The organism is Halorubrum sp. LN27, from assembly GCF_016635065.1.
Lineage (GTDB): Archaea > Halobacteriota > Halobacteria > Halobacteriales > Haloferacaceae > Halorubrum > Halorubrum salipaludis.
The window spans coordinates 2,487,239-2,511,655 of sequence record NZ_JAEPET010000001.1 but is presented as its reverse complement, the minus strand read 5'-3'; the positions used below and the strand labels follow the sequence as shown (position 1 = coordinate 2,511,655).

Below are 24,417 nucleotides of genomic sequence, written 5' to 3'. Positions count from 1 at the left end.
ATGAGTGACACAACCTGCGGAGCGACGGACGACCCGAACTCGAACAGCGACGGAAGCGACACCGAGACGGCGACTGACGGTGGGTGCGGTGCGGAGACGGCGACGGATAGCGGATGCGGCGCGGAGACGGACACTGGTGCGGCGACGGAGACGGCGACTGACGGCGGGGCCGCGACGGAGACTGGGAGCGGCTCGTCGTCCGCGTGCGGGGCGAGCGACGCGTCGAGCTCCTCGTCGTGCGGCGGCTCGAAGTCGGCGACGACCGACGAGAAGGTCGGTTCGACCGCCGACGACTTTGACGCCGACCCCGGTCGGCTCGTCGCGGTCGGACTGGGGCCGGGGCAGCCGGAGGGGATGACCGGCCGCGCTCGGGCGGCATTGCTGGAGGCGGACCACATCGTCGGGTACACGACGTACATCGACCTTGTACCCGACGAGATCACCGACGCGGCCGACGAGCTGTACGACACGCCGATGTGCGGCGAGGTGTCTCGGACGGAGGAGGCGGTCGACCGCGCGCTCGCGGGCAACGACGTCGCCATCGTCGGCTCCGGCGATCCGAACGTGTACGCGCTCGGGGGGCTCGCGCTCGAGATCGTCGAGTCGAAGGGGGCGACGGCGTCCGCGCTCGACTTCGAGGTCGTCCCCGGCGTCCCGGCCGCGCAGTCGTGTGCGGCCCGCGTGGGCGCGCCGCTCGTCAACGACTCGGTGTCGATCTCGCTGTCGGACCACCTCACGCCGATGGACGAGATCGAATCGCGGCTCCGCGCGGTCGCGGCCGAGGGCTTCACGGTCGCGATCTACAACCCGTGGAGCCGGAAGCGGCGCGAGAACTTCGAGCGGGCCTGCGAGATTCTCACGGAACACCGGCCGGCGGACACGCCGGTCGGGGTCGTCCACGGGGCCGGACGCGACGACGAGCGCGTCGAGATCGTCGAGCTGGGCGAGTTGGAATCGCTCGGCGAGACGGACCTGATCGACATGACGACGACGCTGCTCGTCGGCAACGAGGAGACGTACGTCTGGGACGGCCGGATGATCACCCCGCGCGGCTACGAGAGCAAGTATGACTACTGAGACCGCGGCCGACGAGACGACGGACGCCGCCGAGCCCACGTACCGCGTCTCCGTAGACCTGACCGCCTGTGACGGCGTCTTCGCCTGTCTCGTCCGCGACGACCGGTTCGTCGAGGCCGACGAGGGGCTGGTCGGGTTCGACCGGGCCGACGCGGTCGCGCCGATCGAACGCGCCGCAGACGAGGTCGCGGCCACGTTCTCCGACGGGCGTCTCGACGAGGCGCGCTCCGCCGCGGCGGCCTGTCCGCTGGACGCGATCACCGTCGAGGAGCGGGAGGGCGACGCGTGAGCGCTCCCGACTCGACGCCGGACGACCTGCTCGCTCGACACCCGGAGACAGCCTACTTCTGGGGTCACGTCGCGGGCGGCGGCCGGGTGACCGACCGGAGCGTCGAGGTGACCGTCACCGACGAGGACGCGGCGCGGCGCCTGTCCGCGATCGCCGGCGGGGGCACCGTCGACCACCGGATCGCCGAACGCGAGTTCGCGCACGACCCGTCGGTGACCCGGCAGTCGGACGAGTACACGGTGCAGATCGTCGATCCGACGCTGGCCGCGAACGCCGCCGCGGCGTTCGGCCTGCCCGTGGGGTCGGACCCCGGCGGCTACCGGTTCGACGCGTTCCGTGCCCACCGACGGGCGCTGCTCCGAGGGCTGTTCGAGGCGTGCGGCGTCGTCTGCTTCCGCGAGTCGAGCGCCGCCGTCGGCGTCTCGTTCGTCCACGACGACGCCCGGCTGCTGGCGCGGATCCGAACGGCGCTCGACGCGGAGGGGTTCGACGCCGAGGAACCGCAGCCGTCGTCGTCGGGTGGCCACTGGTTCGGCGTCGCCGACCCCGACACGGCCGCCTTCGGCGAGTGGGTGTACGAGGGGGCCGACGAATCCGGGCTGTACGCGGCCGACCGCCGACGCAAGACGCTTCGGAGCGTCGAACGGGCCACGGGGGTCGCGGTCGGAAGCCTCATTGGGCCCCGTGAAACGGAGGAGGCGAAGCCGTGAGCCGAGCGGCGGACGCCGTCGGGATCGGCGACGACGAGACGGCGCTCCTCGTCGGGCACGGCTCTCGCCGCGAGCAGTCGAACGAGGCGGTCCGAACGCTCGCGGCCGGGCTGGAGGACCGACTCGGCGTCCCGACCGACGCCGCGTTCCTCGAACTGGCGGAGCCGTCGATCCCCGACGCGATCGAGACGCTCGCGCACGGCGCGGCGCAGGTCACGTTGGTGCCGCTCTCGCTGTTCGCGGCCAGCCACGTCAAAAACGATCTGCCGCTCGCGGTGAAGCGCGCCCGAAGCGAGCACCCCGGCGTCAGGTTCCACGCCGGCGGACACCTCGGCATCCACCCCGCGATACTCGACCTCCTCGACGACCGGGCGCGGGCCGTGGAGACGGAGTTGGGCGTCGACCGCGAGGACGACGACGTCGCCGTCGTCCTCTGTGCCCGCGGCTCCTCGGACCCGGACTCGAACGCGGACGTGCACAAGCTCGCCAGACTGCTGTACGAGGGACGATCGTTCGACCGGGTCGAAGCCGGGTTCATCGGCGTCACCGAGCCGCTCCTCGACGACGCGCTGCACGACGTCGCGAAGACGCGACCGGACGCGATCGTCGTGTTACCGTACATGCTCGGCGACGGCGTCCTGACCGGGCGGATACGGGACGGGGCCGACGAGTTCGACGCGGAGTACCCCTACGTCGACGCCGCGGCCGGCGACCCGCTCGGGACCGACACCCGCCTGTTGGACGTCCTCTCGGACCGGTGGCAGGAGGCGCGCACCGACTCGGTCGACATGTCGTGTGACACGTGTAAGTACAAGGTCGAACTCGACGGCTACGAGGAAGACGAGGGCGGCGCGCGGGCGATGCTCCGCGCGCTGACCCACCAGCGGGCACACGAGGACCGAGACGACGTCGCCGACGAACCGCACGCCCACGACGCGCCCGAGACGCACCTCGCCGTCTGTACGAACCAGACGTGCGCGGCGAGCGGCTCTCCGGCCGTCTTGGAAACCCTGCGGCAGGCCGCCCGGGACGCGGACGCCGACGTTCACGTCACCCGGTCGTCCTGTTTCGACCAGTGCGGCGACGGCCCGATCGTCGCGCAGTACCCCGACGGCGTCTGGTACGGGGGCTGCGGCGACGGGGACGCGGATCGGATCGTCTCCGCCGTCGAGCGGGACCGAATCGTCAGCGACCTCGTTCACCAAACGCTTTGAGACGCACCTACCACGATACACAATGAGCTGTGATGAGATCGAAGCCCTACGACTCGGCCTGATGAACACGCTCGGAACCGCGGACGACGCGGTCCGACGACACGCGGAACAGGAGCTCGGCGACGCCCTGGACGGCGACACGCCGATCGCCGCCCTCGCGGCGGCGGAGTCCGTGACCGAACTCCGGCGCCACCTCGACGCCGCGCTCGTCGACCTGGAGGAGGAAGTCGCCGCCCTCGACGCGGACGACCCGGAGTACGGGTACGCTCGCGGGCGGCTCGTGGCGGTCCGGGACGCCGAGCGATCGCTGGCTCGGTTCGCCGACGCCGGCGAGTCGTTCCTCGACGACCTCGGCGACGCACACCACACGCTACACGAGGTGTTCCCGGTCGAGGAGTGACCGATCGCCGCACCGCCGACGTGACGGCGGTGAGTCTGTCAGAAAGCCCGTGGGCTCACGTTCTCCACCAGAACCTCGTCCCGAGAGCCGGACCGGTTCGCGAAGGGGTAACGCGATTCTACACATTCGCCATCCTCCGAACTGCATGGTGGCGCCGACTCACATCACGAGAAGTGATGGAATCTTCTGCGGTAAGCGGGGGCATTTTATAAGGACGCCGCCGCTGTCTGGGGAATCCTCACCATCACGAAAACGGATGGGCGCCGATTTGCGGAGCGAATCGCACGACTGCGAGGGGCCGTTTTTTGAGACCAACTGGTCGCCAGAAATCCGGCGATTTTGAGAAGCGCGAATCGGCCGAATTGAGAGCCGTAGAGGGCTCTAGAGGTGAATTTTATTTTACTCCAATCCGACTTAATTTCGGATGGGCGCTGCAGGATTTGAACCCGCGGCAACTTGGTCCGAAGCCAAGCACTCTATCCAGACTGAGCTAAGCGCCCGTACGCATCGCTACTTCGGTGAGGATGTTAAGTCCCGCGATTCGAAATCGCTTCGGACTGGCTGGCGTCGACCGAGGGAGCGCTGACGCCACGGCCGATCAAAAAGAATATTATCGGGACCCGGCATGGTTTCCGTAGTAGATGTGTCTTGGTCGTACGGCGTCACCGCCGAACGAGTGGCCCGAGTCGGTTCCGTCGTCGCTGAGGTACGCCCATGTATGACCTGAGGCCACACTTCGACGAGGAGGTCGAACCAGGGACGAACCTCCTTCTCACCGGGCCGCCGCTCACCGGCAAGCGGTCGCTGATGATGGATCTCTTGGCCGCCGGGACCGAGCGCGGCGACGGCGCGATCGTCGTCACCACGAAGGACGGCGCCGAGCGCGTCCTGAAAGACTACGCGAAGCGGACCCCCTACGAGGGGAAACCCGTGGCGGTCGTCGACTGCGTCACCCGCCAGCAGGGCGTCAACGACGCCCCGGAGTCGGACCGGATCAAGTACGCCTCCTCGCCCGTGGACATGACGGGAATCGGGATCAAGCTCTCCGAGTTCCTCCAGGCATTCGGCGACCGCGGCATCGAGGAGAACCGCGTGATGGTGCACTCGCTGTCGACGCTGCTGATGTACTCGGACCTCCAGACCGTGTTCCGATTTCTCCACGTGTTCACCGGTCGGATCCAGAGCGTGAACGGGCTCGGCCTGTTCAGCATCGACTCGACCTCGCACGACGAGCAGGCGATGAACACCCTCAAGCAGCTCTTCGACGGCGTCATCACCGTCCCCGAGGACGGCGAACCGGAGATCCGGCTGCCCTGAGCGACGGGGAGCCGCTGAGCACCGGGGAGTCTTTTAATCCGCGCGACCGCGTACCCGCGAGCATGCCAATCACCGACGATGAGGGACTGGATCGATTGCTTGACGCCGACACGATCGCCGTGATCGGCTGCTCGACGACGCCGGGGAAGGCGGCCCACGACGTGCCGGCGTACCTCCAGCGCAACGGGTACCGCGTGGTCCCGGTGAACCCCTTCGCCGACGAGGTGCTCGGCGAGCGGGCCTACGACGCGCTGGCCGACGTCGAGGCCGAGGTGGACCTCGTGGACGTGTTCCGGCCGAGCGAGGAGGTGCCGGGGGTGCTCGACGACGTGCGCGAGCGACACGCGGAGCGCGGCGACGCGGGCGCGGTGTGGCTCCAGCTCGGGATCAGTCACGACGAGGCGGCCGCGGAGGCGGAGTCAGACGGGATCGAGGTCGTTCAAGATCGCTGTATCAAGGTCGAACACGGCCGGTTGCGATAACTGAACTTCGTTCACACGTCGGACCAGGTAATTTGGACAGAGTTCGGGCTGTGATCCGTAACGCTTACTCACAAACCTCGGTCTCTTCGGTGAACTTTCGTTCGACGGTCACGCTCACATCTGCGGGAACCACATCCTGTGATACAGCCTCAAATTCCCATCGCCAGTTGCCCGACGTTAGCGTTGCCGTGTTCTCCCATCGGAAGTAATATTCGCCATCGTCGGGTGCCGTAAATTCGTCGTCGATCACTGCGGCGACGGCTTCTTCTTCGAGGATGTCTCGATTCTCATTTTCAATGACGAGCTTCGGCCGCGCACCGTCGCCTAGCTGTCGAATAAAGTAATCGACAGAGTCTCCTTGATTGAGGGTAATCCATCCGGAATAGTACTCGCCGGCCGAGAGCGTGTCCGTATCTGACCAGATCTCAGTCCGTCGCTCGTTCGTTACGGTTCCGACATTGGTCATGATGAGTCGGCCATCACCACTCGTACTAAATCCAACTTCATTGGAGAATTCGGTTACGGTGCCCTCAAACTCGGAGCCGCCGATCGGCGACTCAATAGTCAGATCGATCTCTTGTTGATTCCTCGAATCGATATCGAACGCGATACGATCTTCTTCTTCGATTGCAAAGCTACTTTCCACGGTTGAGCCTTCCGAAGGTAGTTCGTACGATCGATCGATCAGCAGTTCCTGACTAGATTCTTCGATCGTTTCACACGTTTCCTCATCATCCGCGACGGATGTTTGTTCAGTGTCTGTTCCACTCGCTGAGTCTGAACTCTCATCGGACGTTGACGACTCTGGTTGAGTGTCGGGATCGTCTGATTCGTCGGAACCTGACTGTCCTGTACACCCGGTAAGGCTGGTTGCTCCAACTGTACCGACGATTGCGAGATACGTTCTTCGTTCCATACCAAAATTCGAATTGCCCTCGTATTTAAAACATGTCTCTCTAGTTTCAAATCAGATAATGTTGATTTCTGATGCGTGCCCCTTACTCTGATCTCCCCAAAGAATGTTCAGTTTTCCCACTCCTCGAAGCTGCGATAGACGCCCTTCGAGAGGTATCGCTCCGAGGAGTCGGGGAACACGGTGGCGACCGTCTCGTGCGGCGCGTCGATCTCGCCGTCTCGGATCGCCCGCGCGACCCGCTTGGCCGCGATCGCGTTCGCGGCCGCGGAGGAGGCGACGAGCTGTCCCTCCTCGGCGGCGAGCCGCCCCATCTCCTCGTGGACGGCGCGGTCGGGGATCGACTGGATGTCGTCGACGAGGTCCGGGTCGAACAGCTCGTTCCGCTCGATGTCGTGGGTCCCGATCCCCTCGGTCTTGTACTCCTCGTGGGCAACGTCCTCGCCGAGGAACTCGCGGTACGCGGAGCCGGCGGGCTCGACGGCGACAACGTGGGTGTCGGGGTGTCGCTCGCGGAAGTAGCGGGCCATGCCCATCAGCGTCCCGCCGGTGCCGCAGCCGGCGACGACGGCGCCGACCTCCCCGTCGAGCGCGTCGCCGATCTCGGGGGCGGTCGTCGCGTAGTGCGCCTCGGCGTTGAGCGGGTTCGAGAACTGCTGGGGGACGACCGCGTCGTCGAGCTCGTCGGCGATCTCGTGGGCGCGGTCGATGGCGAACCCCATCCCGTCCTCGCTCGGTGTGTTGACCACCTCGGCGCCGAGCGCGCGCATGAGCTGCTGTTTCTCCACCGAGAACCGCTCGGGGACGACGAACACCGCGTTCAGCCCCAGCTGCTTGGCCGCGACCGCCAGCCCGATCCCGGTGTTGCCCGCGGTGGGCTCGACCACGGTACCGCCCTTCCCCACGTCGCCGCGTTCGAGCATGCGTTCGAGCATGTACTTCCCGATGCGGTCCTTGATGCTCGCACCGGGGTTGAACGACTCCAGCTTCGCGTACACCGGCACCTCGTCGGGCGAGTCGTGCACCCGGACGAGCGGCGTCTCCCCGATCGTCTCCAACACCGACGACAGGGGCTCCCGATGGGTCGTCATATTCCCGCAATCGTTGCCGGCCCTTTTGCGTGTTTCCATGCCCGGCGCGGGTGCCCCGTCTCGTCGGCGACGGCGTGCGTTGCCGGGAACGGAGCGGGATCGAACAAACTTATGCCCCTCGTCCGGTTCCGAAGACGTATGAGCGAGACCGACGGGCAGGCGGACGTGACGGTCGTCCTTCCGGACGGATCAGAGCTGGACGTTCCGGCGGGGGCGACAGTCGAGGACGTCGCCTTCGAGATCGGTCCCGGGCTCGGTCGCGACACGGTCGCGGGGAAGATCGACGGCGAGCTCGTCGAGAAGCAGGCGACGGTCCACGACGGCGCGCGGATCGAGATCGTCACCGACCAGTCCGACGAGTACCTCACGGTGCTGCGCCACTCCGCGGCCCACGTCTTCGCCCAGGCCCTCCAGCGGCTCCACCCGGAGGCGACCCTGACCATCGGCCCCCCAACCGACGAGGGGTTCTACTACGACGTGACCGGCGTGGACCTCGACGAGGAGGACTTAGCCGCCATCGAAGACGAGATGGACGACATCATCGCGGCCGACTACGACATCGAGCGCGAGGTCCGGTCCCGCGAGGAGGCCAAGGAGATCTACGCCGACAACGAGTACAAACGCCAAATCCTCGACGACGAGGCCGACGAGGAGGAGGTCACCTTCTACGTGCAGGACGGCTGGCGGGACCTCTGTCAGGGCCCCCACGTCGAGTCGACGGGCGAGATCGGTGCGGTGACGCTGCTGAACATCTCATCGTCGTACTGGCGCGGCGACGAGGACAACGACACGCTCACGCGCGTGAACGGGACGGCGTTCGCCTCCGAGGCCGACCTCGAGGACTTCCTCGAACGACGCGAGGAGGCCAAGGAGCGCGACCACCGGAAGATCGGGCGGGAGATGGACCTCTTCTCGATCCCGGACCACTCGCCGGGTGCCGCCCACTACCACCCGAACGGGATGCGGATCCGCCGGGAGCTGGAGGAGTACATCCGGACCAAAAACGACGAGCTGGGGTACGAGGAGGTGTGGACCCCGGAGCTCAACAAGGCCGAGCTGTGGAAGCCGACCGGCCACTACGACGCGTTCAAAGAGCAGGGCGAGATGTTCGCGTGGGAGCAGGACGAGACGGAGTACGGCCTGAAGCCGATGAACTGCGCGAACCACGCGCACATCTTCGCCGACTCGCAGCACTCTTACCGCGACCTCCCGCTGCGGTTCTCCGAGTTCGGGACCGTCTACCGCAACGAGCAGTCCGGCGAGCTCTCCGGCCTGCTCCGCGTGCGCGGGCTCACGCAGGACGACGGGCACGCGTTCGTTCGCCCGGACCAGATCGAAGAGGAGATCCGCCAGACGCTGAGCGTCATCGAGGACATCTACTCGCAGTTCGGCCTGGAGATCATCTACAAGCTGGAGACGAAGGGCGACAACTCGGTCGGCAGCGACGAGATCTGGGAGCAGGCGACCGACGCGCTCCGCGGCGCCCTCGAGAGCGAGGGACTGGAGTACGACTTAGAGGCCGGTGAGGCCGCCTTCTACGGACCGAAGATCGGGCTCGACGCCCGTGACGCGATCGGCCGCGAGTGGACGATCGGCACGGTGCAGGCCGACTTCAACATCCCCCAGCGGCTCGACCTGACGTACGTCGGCGAGGACAACGAGGAGCACCACCCCGTGATGATCCACCGCGCGCTGCTCGGGAGCTTCGAGCGCTTCATGGGCGTGATGATCGAGCACTTCAAGGGGAACTTCCCGCTGTGGCTCGCGCCGACGCAGGTCCGCGTGCTCCCCGTCTCCGACGACACCCTCGGCTACGCCCACCGGGTGAAGAACGCGCTCGACGACGCCGGCCTCCGCGTCGAGGTCGAGGACCGCGACTGGACGGTCGGGCGCAAGATCCGGCAGGCCCACGACGACCGCCTCCCGTACATGGTGATCGTCGGCGGCGACGAGGAGGAGGCGGGGACCGTCTCGGTCCGCGACCGCTTCGAGAACGAGGCGAGCGGCGTCGAGCTCGACGCGTTCGTCGACCACCTCGTCGACGAGCGCGACGAGAAGCGGACGGAGCCGGACTTCGTCGACGCGGAGTGAACTCGCGGAGCCGGGCGTCCCGGCCCGCCTCTCGGGTTTCGTCGTACTTTTGCCGTTGGTCCGGGTAGGGTCTCGCATGAGTGACGCATCCGCGCTGACCGAGCGAGAGGACGCCCCCGACGTAGGTGAGCTGACGCCGCCGGACCGGACGCTGATGGGCCCCGGTCCGAGCGACGTTCACCCGCGCGTGCTCCAGGCGATGAGCACGCCGCTTGTCGGCCACCTCGACCCCTCGTTCGTCGAGATCATGGACGAGGTCCAGGAGCTGCTGCGGTACACGTTCCGGACGGACAACAAGTGGACGATTCCGGTGTCGGGGACCGGGTCGGCGTCCATGGAGGCGGCGATCGGCAACCTCGTCGAGCCGGGCGACACGATGTTGGTCCCGACGAACGGCTACTTCGGCGGGCGGATGAAGTCGATGGCCGAGCGCGCGGGCGGCGAGGTCGTCGAGGTGGAGGCGCCGTGGGGCGAGCCCCTCGACCCGGTCGACGTGGAGCGCGCGTTCGACGAACACCAGCCGGACGTGTTCGGCTTCGTTCACGCGGAGACCTCGACCGGGGTCCTCCAGCCGAACGTCCCCGAGCTGACCGGCATCGCGCACGACCACGACGCGCTCGTGATCGCCGACTCCGTCACGTCGCTCGGCGGCGTCGAACTGCGCGTCGACGAGTGGGGGATCGACGCGGCCTACTCCGGGCCGCAGAAGTGCCTCTCGTGCCCGCCGGGCGCGAGCCCGCTCACGCTCAGCGACCGCGCGATGGACAAGGTGCTCGACCGCGACGAGCAGCCCCGCTCGTGGTACCTCGACCTCTCCCTCCTTGAGGGGTACTGGGGCGACGACCGCTCGTATCACCACACCGCGCCGATCACGAACGTGTACGCGCTCCGCGAGGCGCTCCGCCTCGTCGCCGAGGAGGGGATCGAAGCGCGGTGGGCGCGCCACCGCGAGGTCGCCGGCGAGCTGAAGGCGGGCCTCCAGGAGCTGGGCTTAGAGATGAACGCGCCCGACGAGTACTGGCTCCCGAGCCTGAACGCGGTGCGGGTGCCCGACGGGATCGACGACGGCGCCGTCATCGACCACCTCCTCGCGGAGTACGACCTGGAGATCGCCTCCGGGCTCGGCGACCTGGAGGGCGACATCTGGCGGATCGGCTGTATGGGCCACTCCGCCCGCCGGAAGAACGTCGAGTACGTCCTCGCGGCGCTGGAGGACGCGCTGGCGGAACAGGGGTTCTGAGCGGTCGAAAGCGGCGCGGGACCGTCCGGCCCCACCCCCGACCGCCTGCCGAGTGATTTATCAGTGAGCGTCTCTCCCCTCGGTAGGGGTATGAACGATCTACGAACCGGACTGAGCTACGGGGACGTGCTGCTCGTCCCGCAGCGCTCGCCCGTCGACAGCCGGAGCGACGTGGACCTCTCGACGCGGCTCACGCCGGGCGTCGAACTGGAGACGCCGCTCGTCTCGGCGGCGATGGACACCGTCACGGAAGCGGAGCTGGCGATTGAGCTCTCCCGCGTCGGCGGGATCGGGGTCCTCCACCGATTCCTCACCGTCGACGAGCAGGCGACGCAGGTCGAAGCCGTGGCCGCGGCGGGCGAGCAGGTGGCCGCCGCGGTCGGCATTAACGAGGACTACATGGGCCGGAGCGCCGCGCTCGTTGACGCCGGCGTCGACGCCCTCGTCGTCGACGTGGCACACGGCCACCTCGAACGGGCCCTCGCGGCGGTCGAGGAGATCGCCGAGGCGTTCCCGGAGACGGGTCTCGTCGCCGGCAACGTCGCGACGCCCGCGGGCGTCGAGGACCTGGCGGCCGCCGGTGCCGACTGCGTGAAGGTCGGGATCGGCCCGGGGTCGCACTGCACGACGCGGAAGGTCGCCGGGGCCGGCGTGCCGCAGCTGACCGCGGTCGACGACTGCGCGACGGCGGTGGAGGACCTCGACGTGACGATCTGCGCCGACGGCGGGATCCGCACCTCCGGCGACGCGGCGAAGGCGCTGATGGCGGGCGCCGACACCGTGATGCTCGGGAGCCTCTTCGCCGGCACGGAGGAGGCGCCCGGCGCGGTCGTCGAGGTCGACGGGACGCGGTACAAGCGGTCCCGGGGGATGGCGACCACCGCCGCCGCCGAGGACCGCGACGACAAGGGGGCGGACGTGGGCGCCGACGAGGGCGTCGAGGCGCTGACGCCGTACAAGGGACCGGTCGCGACGGTGGCCGAGGAGTTCTGTCAGGGGATCCGGTCGGGGCTCTCGTACTGCGGCGGCCACACGATCGAGCGCGCCCGCGACCGGGCCGAGTTCGTGCGCGTCGCGCCCGGCGCGAAGGAGCGTGAGGGGTTCCACACCGACGACGACTGGGAGGGGATCAGCGTGGACAGCGAGACGAAGCGCGTCGCCGACTCAGCCGGCGGGTCGGCGGCCGAAAGCGACGACTGACCGGCCCTTCCGGCATCGGAGCGCGCAGAGAAACCATGCGATTGTGTGACTAACTCGCGTACGGTTTTTCACGGTGACGCGGGTCGTTCGAACCATGACCGACGCGTTCGGACGCGCGATCCGCGACCACCACCGCGGCGACCGGACCGGCCCTCTCCGACAGGGCGACGGCGAGGAGACGCGCGACCACCCGATCGAGGCGTTCTACTTCACCGAGTTCGACCCCGAGAGCGACGGAGGCTCGTGGCTGGCGTCGCGGCTGGACGGGCCGCTCGTCGACCTCGGCGCCGGCGCGGGCCGGCACGCGCTGGCGTTTCAACAGCGGTTCGAGACGGTCGCGGTCGAGCCCAGCCCGGCGCTCGTCGAGACGATGCGCGACCGCGGCGTCGCGGACGCCCGCGAGGGCGACATGTTCGCGCTCCGGGACGCGTTCGAGCGGGACCGGTTCGCGTCGGCGCTCGCGATCGGCACGCAGGCCGGACTGGCCGGATCGATGCGGGGGCTCTCGGCGTTCCTCGGCGACCTCGCGTTCGTGACGACGCCCGGCGCGACCGCGGTGGTCGACTGCTACGACCCGGACCACCCCGAGGCCGCGGCCCTCCTCGGCTACCGCGAGGACCCGACGCCGGGGCTCGCGCACCGAGTCATGTGGTTCGCGTACGAGGGCGAGCGGGACCCGACGCTTCAGTTCCGGCTGTTCTCTCCGGACCGGCTCCGCGAGGCGGCCGTCGGGACCGGGTGGGAGATCGAGGCGATCGACCACGAGGGGACCGGAGACGGCCCGCACTACCGGGCCGCGCTCCGGAAGCGGTAGGGGACACCGGGACAGAGACGAGGGGAGCGGTAACGCGCCCTACCACGCCGTCAGCGCCGCGCGCCCGTGGTCGTGCGCGAGGATCGCGAGGAACGCGAGGACGCCGGTGATCGCGAACGCGCCGCCGACGTAGAAGACGGACGCCATGCTCACCTCGACCATCAGCCAGCCGGCGATGAGGGGGCCCGCCACGGAGCCCGGCCGCCAGACCAGCTCGCGGATGCCGAAGCTGGAGGCGACCCCGCCGTCGTCGGTGCCCTCGTCGGCGAACAGCGCCATGCTCGCGGGCTCGCGGAAGGAGTCGGCAACCCCGAGGAGTCCCGAGAAGGCGACAAGCGGGAGGTACGCGGCCGGGAGCGTTCCGAGCAGCGGCAGCGTCACGTCGGTTCCGACCGCGGTCCCGATCGCGGTCGAGAACGGAATGGCGACCGCGATCAGCCCGTAGGCGCCGCCGCCGGCGAAGACGAACAGGGACCGACCGTAGGCGTCCGAGAGCCGGCCGGTGAACAGCTGGCCGACCATGTTCGTCGCCTTCTCGGCGGTGACGGTGACCGCGATGGCGATGCCGGCCACGCCGAGGCCGCCGGCGGCCATCTCCGTGCCCGCGTAGATCGGAATCCACGTCCGCACCATCGTCACGGCGAAGGCGTACTGGGCACGGAAGCTCGTCATCGTGAGGATCCGTCGGTTCACGGCCAGGTCCGAGAACGGGAACCCCTCGACGCGGGTGTCGTCGTCGTCGAGGACGAGCCACGTGACGACCCAGGCCGCGACCATCAGCAGCGCGATGATCGTGAAGATGGGACCGAAGCCGAGCGCGTCGTATATCGCGCCGGCCGACAGCGAGCCGACGATCGACGCGGCGAAGGAGGCGGCGTTCGCCTTGCCGATCTTGTCGGCCCGCGTGCCCACGTCCGCGATCTGGCCGACCAGCGACAGCGTCATCAGCCCGGCGCCGGTGACCACGAGCCCCTGTAGGGCGCGGACCAGGATGAACGAGGCCGAGGAGTCGACGAGCGGGAAGAGGGCGTAGACGCCGGCGCCGACGCCGAGCACGCCGAGCAGGACCCGCCGCTTGTCGAAGCGGTCGCCGCCCCACGCCAGGGGGACGACGGCGACGGTCTGTGCGAGGGTGAACCCGGTGGTGTACATCCCGATGATGAATCCGGCCGAGACGGTGACGCCGAGCACCGTCGTCGCCTGCGGGTCGAGCGTGTTGATGTACGGGCCCAACAGGGTGACGAGCGTGATGAAGCCGAACCCCTCCGCGAACCGGGTCAGATAGAGCGCCCAGAACTGCGATCGTCTCGTCCCGTTGCCGGCGTCCGCGTTGCTTCCGTTGCCGGCGTCCGCGTTGGTCACACCGGATCGGTGCCCACCGCTTCAAAAGGGGTTTCGGTTCGAAGCGTCCTCAGGGCTCGGACCCGCGGAGCGGCCGGCGTCGGAGTTATGTCGCGCGCGAGTGAATCCGGACGCATGGGTGATCAGGCCTGCGACCGCCGGTTCTGCCCGGAGTGCGATCTCGCGGTGTCGTGCGCGAAAGAGGTGTGTCCCGAGTGCGGGGCGCGGATCGAAGGCGTCGACGCCTGAGCCGGGAGGCCGTCGAGGCTTGTCCCCGGAGGCATCGACGCCTGAGCCGTGGGGACACGTCGGGACGCGGTTCGGAGCCGTCGGAGGCCGACCCTCGTCCTCGGCGTCCTCGCTTTTCGTCTCACTCCGCGGACGGGAGCACGAGCGTCACGGCCGTCCCCTCGCCGTCGACCCCGGGGCCGAACCGGATCTCGCCGCCGTACGCCTCCACGACCCACGCGACGATCCACAGGCCGACGCCGGTGTTGTGCCTGAGCTGCGTCACTTCTCGCTCGCCGGTGATCACCTCGCGGACCGTCGCCGGGATCCCCGGGCCGTCGTCGGCGACCGTCACCCGCGTAACTCCGGCGTCCGGGTCGCGGTCGGCGGTCACCTCGACCCGCGGCGCGTCGCCGGCGTGGTCGACCGCGTTCTCGACGAGATGATCGAGCGCCGTCGCGAAGCGGCCGTCGCCGCGGACGGCGATCCCGTCGGGGACTCTCGTCCGGATATCGGCGTTCGGTGCCCGCTCCGCGTGTCTCTCGACGACCTCGTCGGCCACGGGGCGGACGGCGATCGGGTCCGGGTCCGTGACGTACCCCTCCTCGACCACGCGCCGGATCGTCGCGGCGCCCTCGGCGACGTCGACCAGTCGCTTGCCGGTCGCCTCGATCCGCCGGGCGTGGTCGCGGATCGTCTCGTCGGCGGTTTGCGCGGCGATCTCGCCGGCGAAGCCGAACACGACGTTCAGCTCGTTCCGGAGGTTGTGCCGGAGGATCCGGTTGACGATCCGCACGTACTGCTCGCGGCGCTTCCGGTCGGTGATGTCGGTGTAGATGCCGAACGCGCGCCGCGTCCCACTCGCCTCGTAGGTGAAGCCGCGGAAGAGGAACTCCCGCGGGCCGTCGACGGTCCGTCGCCGGATCTCCTCGGTGACGAACCCCCGCTCGCGGAGCAGCGCGTCGAGCGAGTCGGCGCCGAGCCCGCCGCGGCTCTCGTCGCCGCCCAGCCGCTCCTCGTCGATGTCGAGGGCGTCGATCGTCCGCCCCCGGAGGGCGGTCCCGTCGGCGCCGAACCGGTCCTCGAACGCCGGGTTGAGCCCGTCGATCACCGTCTCGTCGTCGTCGAGGACGACCTCGATCACCGGGTCTGGGATCCGGTCGAACAGCCGCTGGAAGCGGTCGCGCTCCGCGGACAGCTCCGTCCGAGTCCGGCGGAGGTCGGTGACGTCCGACAGCGACGCGACGACGCCGTTCGTGCGCCCCGACAGGGCGGACAGCCGCAGCTCGCCGTGTCTCGCGCGCGACTCCCCCTCGCGTCGGAGCGTCAGGTCGACCGTCCGCGTCGCGTCGTCCCGGCGCTCGCCGTCGACCGCCGGGCCAGACAGCGACGCGATCGCGTCGCCGAGCCGCTCCCCGTCCGGCCCGGAGACGAGCCCGTCGAGCCGCCGTCCCGCGATGCCGGGGCCGTCCGCCGTGCGGGGGTCTCCCGGGTCGCGACCTCGCCGTTCGCGGTCTCGCGAGCCGATCCCGAACCACGCCGCGAACGACGCGGTCGCGTACGTGACGACGCCGTCGTCGTCGAGGACGCACACCATGTCGTCGACGTTCTTCAGGGCGTCCTCGTAGGTGTGAAGCCGCCGGCGGCGCTCGTTGGCGTCCATGGTGGCGACCGCGTTCGTCGCCAGCAGCTCGAGGACGGTGACGTCGCTCTCGTCGAAGGCGTGCGACTCGACGGACCCGACGATGAACACGCCGTGACTCCCGAGCGGGACGGCGACGAACGAGCGCATCCCGTGGTACTCCCGGTCGTCGTCTCCCGCCGACAGATCGTCTCTCGCCGGTCCCTCACCCCCCGCCGCGAGGTCGTCGCACACCCGGGTCTCTCCCCGCTCGAACACCCGTCCGGTGATCCCCTCGCCGGGGGGACGCGGCCCGCGGGAGGCGGCGAACTGCTCGCCGACCCCGTCGCTCGTGACGGCGAGCCGGAGCAGCCCGGCGTCGGGGTCGAACAGGCGCACGCCGCTTATCTGGTGGTCGAGGACCTCGTCGGCGGCCTCGACCAGCCGCCCCGCGACCCCCTCGGCGTCCCCCTCGCGCTGGATCCGCTCGACGGTGCCGAGGAGGCGTTCGAGCGTTCGCTCGCGGCGCTTCCGCTCCGAGGCGTCCGCGAAGAACACCGACAGCCCGTCCGGCGACGGGTACGCGGTCACCTCGGTCCACAGGTCCAGCGGCTCGTAATGCGCATCGAAGGAGACCGACTCCTGGGTCGCCATCGCCCGGCGGTAGCGCCCCTCGTACTCCGCTCCGAGCGCCGCCGGGAACTCCGTCCAGACGTCCTCGCCGATCAGCGCGTCGGGATCGCGGTCGAGCAGCGCGGCCGCCTTCCCGTTGACATAGGTGAACCGCCAGTCGGCGTCGAGCGCGAAGAACGCGTCGTCGATGCGCTCTAAGGTGTTCTCGAACCGCTCGACCGCGGCCTCGCGTTCCTCGAGCGCCCTCTGCCGTTCGAGCGCCCGACCGAGCCACGCCGCGAGCAGCTCGACGAACGTCCGCTCCGACTCGTCGAACGGTCGGTCGCGACGCTCCGGGTCGAGGAAACACAGCGACCCGAACACCTCGCCGTCGACGACGACGCGCCCGCCGACGTAGCTGCCGAACCCGAAGCGCTCGTAGGCCGGATCGCTGCCCAGCCCGGCGGCCTCGGGGTCGGTGAACGCGACCACGCCCTCACCGCCGCCGTCGTCCGTATCGCCTCCGGCTCCGCGGTCGCCCCGTATCGTCCGCCGGCAGTACGTCAGCTCCAGCGGGATCGATCCGTCGTCGTCGAGGGCGGTCGCCGAGAGCGACTCCAGGAGTCCCGTCCCGTCGCGGTACTGCCGGAGCCGGAGCCGGTCGCCGTCGACCCGGGAGGAGTAACCGATCGACAGTCCGAGGTGGTCGCGGCCGAGGTCCAGCAGCGCGTCGACCTTCTCCTCGAGGTCGGTTCCGCGGTCCGAGACGATCCGGACGAACGGCTCGAGGAACCCGTCGCCGCGGTCGGCGGTCTGGGAGCGCTCCCTTCGATCGGCGGCCCCAACCCGGTCCGCGAGGGTCTCGCCGTCGGCCGCGAGCCGCCGGCCGGAGACGTACTCCACGCCCAGGCGGCTCGCGTCGATCGCGGCGTCGGGATCGTCGCGGACGGAGTACGCGAGGATCCGCGCGTTCGGATAGCGCTCGCGGATCGTCTCGATCCTCACGGGCGCGGTTGCACGGCCGGCGCCGCGAGCCTCGCTGCCGTCGGAGGCGTCGCTTCCGCCGCGGTCGCTCTCGGCTCCGCCGTCCGACTCGGCGGTGCCTCGCAGGCGAACGATGACGACGGGCGGATCAGCGTCGACCCCTCGCTCGGCCGGCTCCCGGATCGTCCGCGTCCCCTCGGGGAGCGCCCCCCACGCGGCGTCCACCGGCTCGCCGACGTGAACTGACGGTTCCTCAGGTGTCATACCCCTCGCCCGCGGATCGGTGCGCACGAGCGGTCGGCCGTCCGCGGAGCGTCCTCCGCACCGGACGCACCGGTCGCCGCCGGCACCCGTTCGGTCCTGTCACTCACGCGACTACGACCGCCGTTATAATAACCGTTCGCTCGAATTCTCAGGGCGGACAAACTCGATTTTGAGATGCGAGGAGACGGGTTATATTACCGAACAAATATATCTGCTATCGGTTCCGGATCGATCCGATTGCCGTCACGCGATCTACGCGACTCGGGATTTGTCGGTACAGGAGCGGGCCGGGCGCGATTGTGAACGACGAGAAGACGATCGCTCGCTACGCTCGCGCTGCGACTTCTCTACTTCAAATCGCTTCCGTCAGGTTCCGTCACCGCATCGCTGTCGCTCTGCGGTTTGGAACACGGGCCGGGCGCGATTTGAACACGCGACCGACGGATTAAGAGTCCGTCGCTCTCCCTAACTGAGCTACCGGCCCTCATCCAACCGTATCCCCGTCGACGTAAAAGGCCTTTTCATTCGCCGGCGCGGGTCGCGTCTTCCGGTCAAAAATTCGACCGAAGAAGCCGGGATAACCGGATGGTGTAGTCGCGCCCATGGGAAACCGTTATCAACGCCCGTTGTGTATCACATGTCGTATGTCAGACAACCCAATCAGCGAACGGATCGACCGGCGGACGCTCCTCCGCGGGGCGGCCGCGGCCGGCGTCGTCGGCATCGCCGGCTGTTCGGATAACGGTGGCGACGGCTCCGACGGATCCGACGGCGAAGACGGCAGCGACGGAATGGACGGCGACGACGGCTCCGACGGATCCGACGGCGAAGACGGCGGGAGCAACGACGTCATCCGCTGGCACGCCGGCGGCACGGGCGGGACCTACTTCCCGCTGTCCGGCGAGTTCGAGGGGATCATCGAGGACAACACCGACTACCCGGTCGAGGTCTCCTCGACGGGCGCGTCGGTCGAGAACGTCGGCAGCCTCGGAAACGGTGACGCCGACTTCGCGCTCATCCAGAACGACGTCGCCTACTTCGCCCGCAACGGCGAGGGGCTCGACGCGTTCGACGGTTCTCCGGTCGAGAACCTCCGCGGCGTCGCGACGCTGTACCCGGAGACGATCCACGTCCTCCTCAACCCCGAGTCGGACGTGAGCTCGCTGTCCGACCTCGAGGGCATGCGCGTCAACACCGGCGACCTCGGCAGCGGGACGCAGGTGAACGCGCTCCAGATCCTCGAGTCGGCGGCCGGCCTCACGACCGACGACTTCGACGAGCAGAACACCGACTTCACGCAGGCGGCCAACCAGCTCCGCGACGGCGACGTCGACGCGGCGTTCGTCGTCGGCGGGTGGCCCGTCGGCGCGGTCGAAGAGCTCGCGACGACCACGGACGTTGAGATCCTCAACATGTCCGACGAGGAGCGGCAGGCGGCCCGCGACGACGCCTCGTGGTTCGCGGACGACACGATCCCCGGCGGCACCTACGAGGGCATCGACGAGGACGTCGACACCGTCTCCGTGCAGGCGATGATCGCGACGCGGTCCGAGTACTCCGCCGACGCGGTCGAGGCGGTCACCGAGGCCATCTTCGAGAACCTCGGCGAGCTGTCGATCAAGACGAACTTCATCAGCGTCGACTCCGCGCAGGACGGGATGTCGATCGAGCTGCACGAGGGCGCGGCCCGCTACTTCGAGTAACGTGGCGCTCCGGTCGCGACTCCCGTCGGGTCGGCGCGGAACCGCCCTGGCCGCGGTCGCCCTCGTGGCGGTCCTCGCGGCCGCCACGGGGGCGGCGTTCGCCGTGGGCGCGGTCGACACCGTCGCCGGCGGCCCGACGCTGGTCGTGACCGACGAGCGCGGCACCGAGCTGGTGACGGCCCCGGTCTCCGACGAGACCGAGATCGTCATCGAGTATACGCACAGCGTCGAGAAGACGACCGTCCGCGACGTGTACGCCCCGAGAGACGGTGAGCTGGTGATGACTCGAATGGAGTTCAGCTCGTTCGGGGCCGGGCTCCCGTCGCAGGCGGACGTGACGGAGCGCGACGGCCGGTACGTCTTTGAGCCCCCGTCCGAATCGTACGCGACGCTGCACCTCAAGACGGGCACCGTCGCCGATCACGACCTGATCGTCGGCGACGAGCGGTACGACATCGCGGGGATGACCGACGGCGGCGCGGTCGATCTGACGGTCGAGCGGCGGGTGGCGCCGGGGCTGTAGCCGTCGTCGCACCCGCCGGGCGCGGAGACCGAGGCGAGACAGGACACGAGAGGGTGACACAACTGTGACGACGAACACATCAGACGGGATCGAACCGGACGCGGAAGGAACCGAAGCGGCCGACCAGGTATTCGAGGAGATCGACAACCGACGCTCGCTGACGGGCGTCGCGCTGGTCGCCGTCGCGCTCGTCGGGATCGCCTTCTCGGCGTACCAGCTGTGGCTCGGCGCCAGGGGGTTCGTCTTCGAGTTCACGATCCCGGGGCTCACCACGGTGCGGCTCGGCTCGCTCTCCTCGCTGCAGGTGCGCGCGATCCACGTCAACTTCGCGCTCGTGATGGCGTTCCTCCTCTTCCCGGGATCGACAGGCAACGGGGCGATCACGGGGCGGCTCGCCGCGCTCCCCTCGATCGCACGGGACCGGTTCGGCGACTCGCCGGTGACGAGAGCTGCCGAGGGGATCCGCCGAGGGATCTGGTGGCTGTTCGTCGACGAGGAATCGACTCGGATCGCGCCGTCGGACCTCGCGTTGGTCCTCCTGTCGACGTTCCCGACCGCCTACTACCTCACCCAGTACGACGAGATCACGGACATCATCCGGGTCCGGGGACTCGCCGGCGCCGGCACGCTCGGCGAGGTCGTCCCGTGGCTCTCGGCCGCGGAGGTCGGCTTCCTCGCCGAGTACAGCCTCGCGTACCTGATGGGCGTGCTCGCCATCCTGCTCGTGTTGGAGGCGACGCGACGGGCGCTCGGCCTGCTGCTCACGCTGCTCGTGAGCCTCTTCCTCCTGTACGCCAAGTACGGGTACCTCCTGCCGCGCGACCTGCCGGTGGCGCAGACGTTCGCCACCTCCGAGCTGCGGTGGAACCAGATCGTCCAGAACCTCTGGTACACGGTCGAGGGGATCTTGGGCGTCCCCGTCGGCGTCTCCGTGCGGTTCATCTACATCTTCATCCTGTTCGGGGCGTTCCTGGAGATGTCCGGCGCCGGGAAGTGGTTCATCGACCTCGCGTACTCGATCACGGGCACCCGGAAGGGCGGTCCGGCGAAGGCGAGCGTCGTCGCCTCCGGGTTCATGGGGATGCTCTCCGGCTCCTCAGTCGCGAACACGGTGACCACCGGGGCGCTGACGATCCCCCTGATGAAACGCTCCGGCTACTCGCCTGAGTTCTCCGGCGCGGTGGAGTCGTCCGTCTCCTCCGGCGGGCAGATCCTCCCGCCGGTGATGGGCGCGGCCGCGTTCCTCATCGTCGAGTACACGGGGACGCCGTTCCGCGACGTGGTCATCGCCGCGACGCTGCCGGCCATCGCCTTCTTTTTCGGGATGTGGGTGATGGTCCACTTCGAGGCCGCCAAACACGGGATCGGCGGGCTGAGCCGGTCCGATCTGCTCGATCTGGGACCGCACATGCGGCGCGGGTGGTTCTACCTCGTCCCGCTCGGGCTCCTCCTGTACTACCTCGTGATCGCCCGGCTCTCCGTGGGCCGCGCCGGGTGGCTCACGATCATCGCGACCGTGGCGCTCATCTCGATGGTCGCCGCCTACAACGAGCGGACGGGTCCGTACCTCGTCGGCGCCGTCGCGGCCGGCTACGCCCTGTTCGCCGTCTCGCTGGCCTCGCTCGGGGTGACGCCGATCGAGCTGGCGTACGGCGCCGACGCCGCCGAGTACGGCGTGACGGGAGCCCTCGGCGAGGCGCTCTCCTCCCTGCCGACGATCATCACGGCGATCAGCGTCGCCTTCCTCCTCGCCGACCCGCGCGGGGACGCGCCCCTGCTCGACCTCGACGACGACGTGGTCGACGCGGCGACCTGGTTCGACGATCGGACCGGCTTCGAGGTCGCATCGTCGCGGGCGGGACAGTTCGGATCGTTCGTGCTGAAGGCGATGGACTCCGGCGCGAAGACCGCGACCATCGTGGTCGTCGCGGTCGCCGCCGCCGGGATCATCCCCGGCGTCATCGGGATCACCGGGCTCGGCGGGAGCCTCCGTGCGCTCATCATCAGCGTGAGCGGCGGGTCGCTCGTCCTCCTGTTGATCCTCGCCGGACTCGCGGCCGTGATCGTCGGCATGGGGATGCCGACGACGGTGATGTACATCATCATCGTCGTGCTGCTCGGTCCCGTCCTCCCCGAGTTCGGGATCGCGATCTTGGCGGTCCACCTGTTCGTCCTCTACCTCGGGCTGATGGCCGACGTGACCCCGCCCGTGATGGTCGCCGCGTACGCGGCGGCCGGCATCGCGAAGTCCGACCCCTTCGAGACCGGGAAACAGGCGTTCCTCCTCTCGCTGAACAAGATCCTCGTTCCGTTCGCGTTCGTGTTCTCCCCCGGGATCCTGCTGCTCCGCACGACCGACGGGCAGGGATCGATCCTGACCGGTGCCGACGTCTCCGACCTCGGCTTCTTCCTACCGGAGGTCGTTGCGCCGGTCGTCGCGGTGTTCGCCGGCGTGTACGCGCTCGGCGTCGCGATCATCGGCTACTACCACACGGACGTGCGGGCCGGGGCGCGCGTCTCGCTCATCGCGGCCGCGGTGTTGCTGTCGGTCCCCGGCATGGTGCTGTTGCCGGCCAGCGCCGCGTTCGGGCTCGTCGGGATCGACGTCGCGCTGTACTCGGTCACCAACGAGCTCGTCGCCCGCGGCGTCGGCGGCGCGCTGCTCGTGGTCGGCCTCGTCCGCAACCGCCGGCGGGCGGGCGGCGAGGAGGGAGACGACGACGACGGGTCGGACCGGCGCGAGCGGCCGGACTCTCAGACGGCGGCCTCGCAGTAGGTCCGGGCCCCCGCGCGGAGAGCGCACTCGTTAAGTGTCGTCCCGCGGAAATCACGGGCAATGAGTAGTGGGGCATCCGGATCGGCGCGAACGCGATACGCCATCCTCGGCTGTGGGAGCGTCGGGCACGCCGTCGCGGAGGACCTGACCGGCCGCGGCAAGGACGTGCTCATCCTCGACCGCGACGAGAGCCGCGTCGAGGCGCTCCGCGACCAGGACCTCAACGCCCGCGTGCAGGACATCGCCGACCCGGACGTGATCGAGGCGCTCGACGACCGGGACATCGTGTTAATCTTAGCGAGCGACGTCGAGGCCAACAAGGCGGCCGTCTCGGCGGTGCGCGACACCGGCGGCGACCACTACGTCGTCGTCCGCGCCTCGGACCCCGTCAGCGAGGACGAGCTGCGCGAGCGCGGCGCCGACGTGGTGATCAACCCCTCGACGGTGATCGCCGACAGCGCGCTCCAGTCGCTCGAGACCGGCGAGCTGGAGTACATGGCGCGCCAGCTCGCGGAGATAATCGAGGGCGGCGACGGGCGGATGGCAATCTTGACCCACGACAACCCGGAGCCGGACTCGATCGCGTCGGCGACCGCGCTCCAGGCCATCGCCGGCGCGTTCGGGGTCGACGCCGATATCCTCTACACCGGCGACGTGGGCCACCAGGAGAACCGGGCGTTCGTCAACCTCCTCGGGATCGACCTGGTGGCGCGCTCGGAGGCGCCCGACCTCTCGGAGTACGGGACGGTCGCCGCGGTCGACCTGGCGAAGTCCGCCGAGGACGGCTTCGACTTCGACGTCGACATCGACATCTACCTCGACCACCTGGAGTCGGAGGTCCCCTTCGACGCCCGGTTCGTCGACGTGCGGACCAACGTCTCCTCGACGTCGACGATCCTCACGAAGTACCTCCAGGAGTTCGACCAGTCGCCGACGGAGGCGGTCGCGACCGCGCTCCTCTACGGGATCCGCGCCGAGACGCTCGACTTCAAGCGGGACACGACGCCCGCGGACCTGACGGCGGCCGCCTACCTCCACCCGTTCGCGAACCACGACACGCTCGAGCAGGTGGAGTCGCCGTCGATGAGCCCCGAGACGCTGGACGTGCTCGCAGAGGCGATCCAGAACCGCGAGGTGCAGGGGAGCCACCTGTTCTCGACGGCGGGGTTCATCAGGGACCGCGAGGCGCTCGCCCAGGCGGCCCAACACCTCCTCAACCTGGAGGGGATCACGACGACGGCCGTGTTGGGGATCGCCGACGACACCATCTACCTCGCCGCGCGCTCGAAGGACATCCGGCTGAACATCGGCAACGTCCTCGACGAGGCGTTCTCCGAGATGGGCGACGCCGCGGGCCACTCGACGCAGGGATCGTTAGAGATCCCGCTCGGCATCTTCACCGGGATCCAGTCGAGCGGCGACAACCGCGACACGCTGCTCCACCTCACCGAGGAGGCCGTCCGCCGGAAGCTGTTCGACGCGCTCGGCGTCGAGGGCGGCGGCGAGGGCGGCAACGGGTCGTGATCG

19 protein-coding genes and 2 tRNA genes are annotated in these 24,417 nt (G+C 69.1%); 15 read left to right on the top strand and 6 right to left on the bottom strand.

Annotated features, from left to right (window positions below):
- Genes cobJ through JIN95_RS12325 form a run of 5 tightly spaced genes read left to right on the top strand, consistent with a single transcriptional unit; the run spans position 1 to position 3,690 of the window.
- Complete coding sequence (cobJ, locus tag JIN95_RS12345; RefSeq protein ID WP_095635964.1) at positions 1 to 1,077, top strand: precorrin-3B C(17)-methyltransferase; 1,077 nt, start codon at positions 1 to 3, stop codon at positions 1,075 to 1,077.
- Positions 1,067 to 1,366 (top strand): ferredoxin, encoded by a 300-nt coding sequence (locus JIN95_RS12340; protein ID WP_095635965.1) that lies wholly within the window; start codon positions 1,067 to 1,069, stop codon positions 1,364 to 1,366. Before cobJ ends, JIN95_RS12340 begins: the two co-directional genes overlap by 11 nt.
- Complete coding sequence (locus JIN95_RS12335; protein ID WP_200531673.1) at positions 1,363 to 2,076, top strand: cobalamin biosynthesis protein; 714 nt, start codon at positions 1,363 to 1,365, stop codon at positions 2,074 to 2,076. The genes JIN95_RS12340 and JIN95_RS12335 overlap by 4 nt, the downstream gene beginning before the upstream one ends.
- Positions 2,073 to 3,290 (top strand): CbiX/SirB N-terminal domain-containing protein, encoded by a 1,218-nt coding sequence (locus JIN95_RS12330; RefSeq protein ID WP_200531672.1) that lies wholly within the window; start codon positions 2,073 to 2,075, stop codon positions 3,288 to 3,290. The genes JIN95_RS12335 and JIN95_RS12330 overlap by 4 nt, the downstream gene beginning before the upstream one ends.
- A gap of 22 nt (positions 3,291 to 3,312) precedes the next feature.
- A complete protein-coding gene (locus JIN95_RS12325) occupies positions 3,313 to 3,690 on the top strand; it encodes a DUF3209 family protein (protein WP_200531671.1) in 378 nt (125 codons plus the stop codon).
- A 425-nt stretch (positions 3,691 to 4,115) separates the two neighbouring features.
- Here the strand turns inward: JIN95_RS12325 and JIN95_RS12320 are convergent.
- Positions 4,116 to 4,190: transfer RNA gene (locus tag JIN95_RS12320), tRNA-Arg, on the bottom strand.
- 214 nt (positions 4,191 to 4,404) lie between these two features.
- On the opposite strand from JIN95_RS12320, the gene JIN95_RS12315 reads away from it, so the two are divergent.
- On the top strand, positions 4,405 to 5,007 hold the full coding sequence (locus JIN95_RS12315) for a recombinase RecA (RefSeq protein ID WP_095635969.1): 603 nt from the start codon (positions 4,405 to 4,407) through the stop codon (positions 5,005 to 5,007).
- 62 nt (positions 5,008 to 5,069) lie between these two features.
- Entirely contained in the window at positions 5,070 to 5,489 is a 420-nt protein-coding gene (locus tag JIN95_RS12310) for a CoA-binding protein (RefSeq protein ID WP_200531670.1), read from the top strand.
- A gap of 64 nt (positions 5,490 to 5,553) precedes the next feature.
- Here the strand turns inward: JIN95_RS12310 and JIN95_RS12305 are convergent, their stop codons facing one another.
- Positions 5,554 to 6,405, bottom strand: a complete 852-nt coding sequence (locus JIN95_RS12305) for a hypothetical protein (protein ID WP_200531669.1) — start codon at positions 6,403 to 6,405, stop codon at positions 5,554 to 5,556.
- Between the two features lie 107 nt (positions 6,406 to 6,512).
- Positions 6,513 to 7,493 carry a PLP-dependent cysteine synthase family protein gene (locus tag JIN95_RS12300; protein WP_200531668.1) on the bottom strand — a complete coding sequence of 327 codons (981 nt, stop codon included), beginning with the start codon at positions 7,491 to 7,493 and terminating at the stop codon, positions 6,513 to 6,515.
- A gap of 111 nt (positions 7,494 to 7,604) precedes the next feature.
- On the opposite strand from JIN95_RS12300, the gene thrS reads away from it, so the two are divergent.
- The 4 genes from thrS to JIN95_RS12280 all read left to right on the top strand — a co-directional run bounded on the left by thrS (position 7,605) and on the right by JIN95_RS12280 (position 12,838).
- The gene (gene thrS / locus JIN95_RS12295) at positions 7,605 to 9,584 is read left to right on the top strand and encodes a threonine--tRNA ligase (protein ID WP_200531667.1); all 1,980 of its coding nucleotides are present in this window, start codon (positions 7,605 to 7,607) and stop codon (positions 9,582 to 9,584) included.
- 76 nt (positions 9,585 to 9,660) lie between these two features.
- The gene (locus JIN95_RS12290; protein ID WP_095635974.1) at positions 9,661 to 10,824 is read left to right on the top strand and encodes an alanine--glyoxylate aminotransferase family protein; all 1,164 of its coding nucleotides are present in this window, start codon (positions 9,661 to 9,663) and stop codon (positions 10,822 to 10,824) included.
- Between the two features lie 90 nt (positions 10,825 to 10,914).
- Positions 10,915 to 12,024 (top strand): guanosine monophosphate reductase, encoded by a 1,110-nt coding sequence (locus JIN95_RS12285; RefSeq protein ID WP_200531666.1) that lies wholly within the window; start codon positions 10,915 to 10,917, stop codon positions 12,022 to 12,024.
- Between the two features lie 94 nt (positions 12,025 to 12,118).
- Positions 12,119 to 12,838, top strand: coding sequence for a class I SAM-dependent methyltransferase (locus tag JIN95_RS12280; protein ID WP_200531665.1), 720 nt, complete (start codon positions 12,119 to 12,121; stop codon positions 12,836 to 12,838).
- A gap of 39 nt (positions 12,839 to 12,877) precedes the next feature.
- Here JIN95_RS12280 and JIN95_RS12275 read toward each other — a convergent pair whose 3' ends face one another.
- The 3 genes from JIN95_RS12275 to JIN95_RS12265 all read right to left on the bottom strand — a co-directional run bounded on the left by JIN95_RS12275 (position 12,878) and on the right by JIN95_RS12265 (position 18,372).
- Positions 12,878 to 14,200 carry an MFS transporter gene (locus JIN95_RS12275; RefSeq protein WP_200531664.1) on the bottom strand — a complete coding sequence of 441 codons (1,323 nt, stop codon included), beginning with the start codon at positions 14,198 to 14,200 and terminating at the stop codon, positions 12,878 to 12,880.
- 349 nt (positions 14,201 to 14,549) lie between these two features.
- Positions 14,550 to 17,888, bottom strand: a complete 3,339-nt coding sequence (locus tag JIN95_RS12270; RefSeq protein WP_200531663.1) for a PAS domain-containing protein — start codon at positions 17,886 to 17,888, stop codon at positions 14,550 to 14,552.
- Between the two features lie 410 nt (positions 17,889 to 18,298).
- Positions 18,299 to 18,372: transfer RNA gene (locus JIN95_RS12265), tRNA-Lys, on the bottom strand.
- 160 nt (positions 18,373 to 18,532) lie between these two features.
- Here JIN95_RS12265 and JIN95_RS12260 point away from each other — a divergent pair.
- The 4 genes from JIN95_RS12260 to JIN95_RS12245 all read left to right on the top strand — a co-directional run bounded on the left by JIN95_RS12260 (position 18,533) and on the right by JIN95_RS12245 (position 24,414).
- Complete coding sequence (locus tag JIN95_RS12260) at positions 18,533 to 19,591, top strand: TAXI family TRAP transporter solute-binding subunit (RefSeq protein ID WP_200531662.1); 1,059 nt, start codon at positions 18,533 to 18,535, stop codon at positions 19,589 to 19,591.
- 1 nt (position 19,592) lies between these two features.
- Positions 19,593 to 20,114: a DUF1850 domain-containing protein gene (locus JIN95_RS12255; RefSeq protein ID WP_200531661.1), complete on the top strand. Its 522-nt coding sequence runs from the start codon at positions 19,593 to 19,595 to the stop codon at positions 20,112 to 20,114.
- A 64-nt stretch (positions 20,115 to 20,178) separates the two neighbouring features.
- A complete protein-coding gene (locus JIN95_RS12250; RefSeq protein ID WP_200531660.1) occupies positions 20,179 to 22,890 on the top strand; it encodes a TRAP transporter fused permease subunit in 2,712 nt (903 codons plus the stop codon).
- Positions 22,891 to 22,950: 60 nt separating this feature from the next.
- Positions 22,951 to 24,414 (top strand): DHH family phosphoesterase, encoded by a 1,464-nt coding sequence (locus tag JIN95_RS12245; protein ID WP_200531659.1) that lies wholly within the window; start codon positions 22,951 to 22,953, stop codon positions 24,412 to 24,414.
- The last annotated feature ends 3 nt before the right edge of the window (positions 24,415 to 24,417 follow it).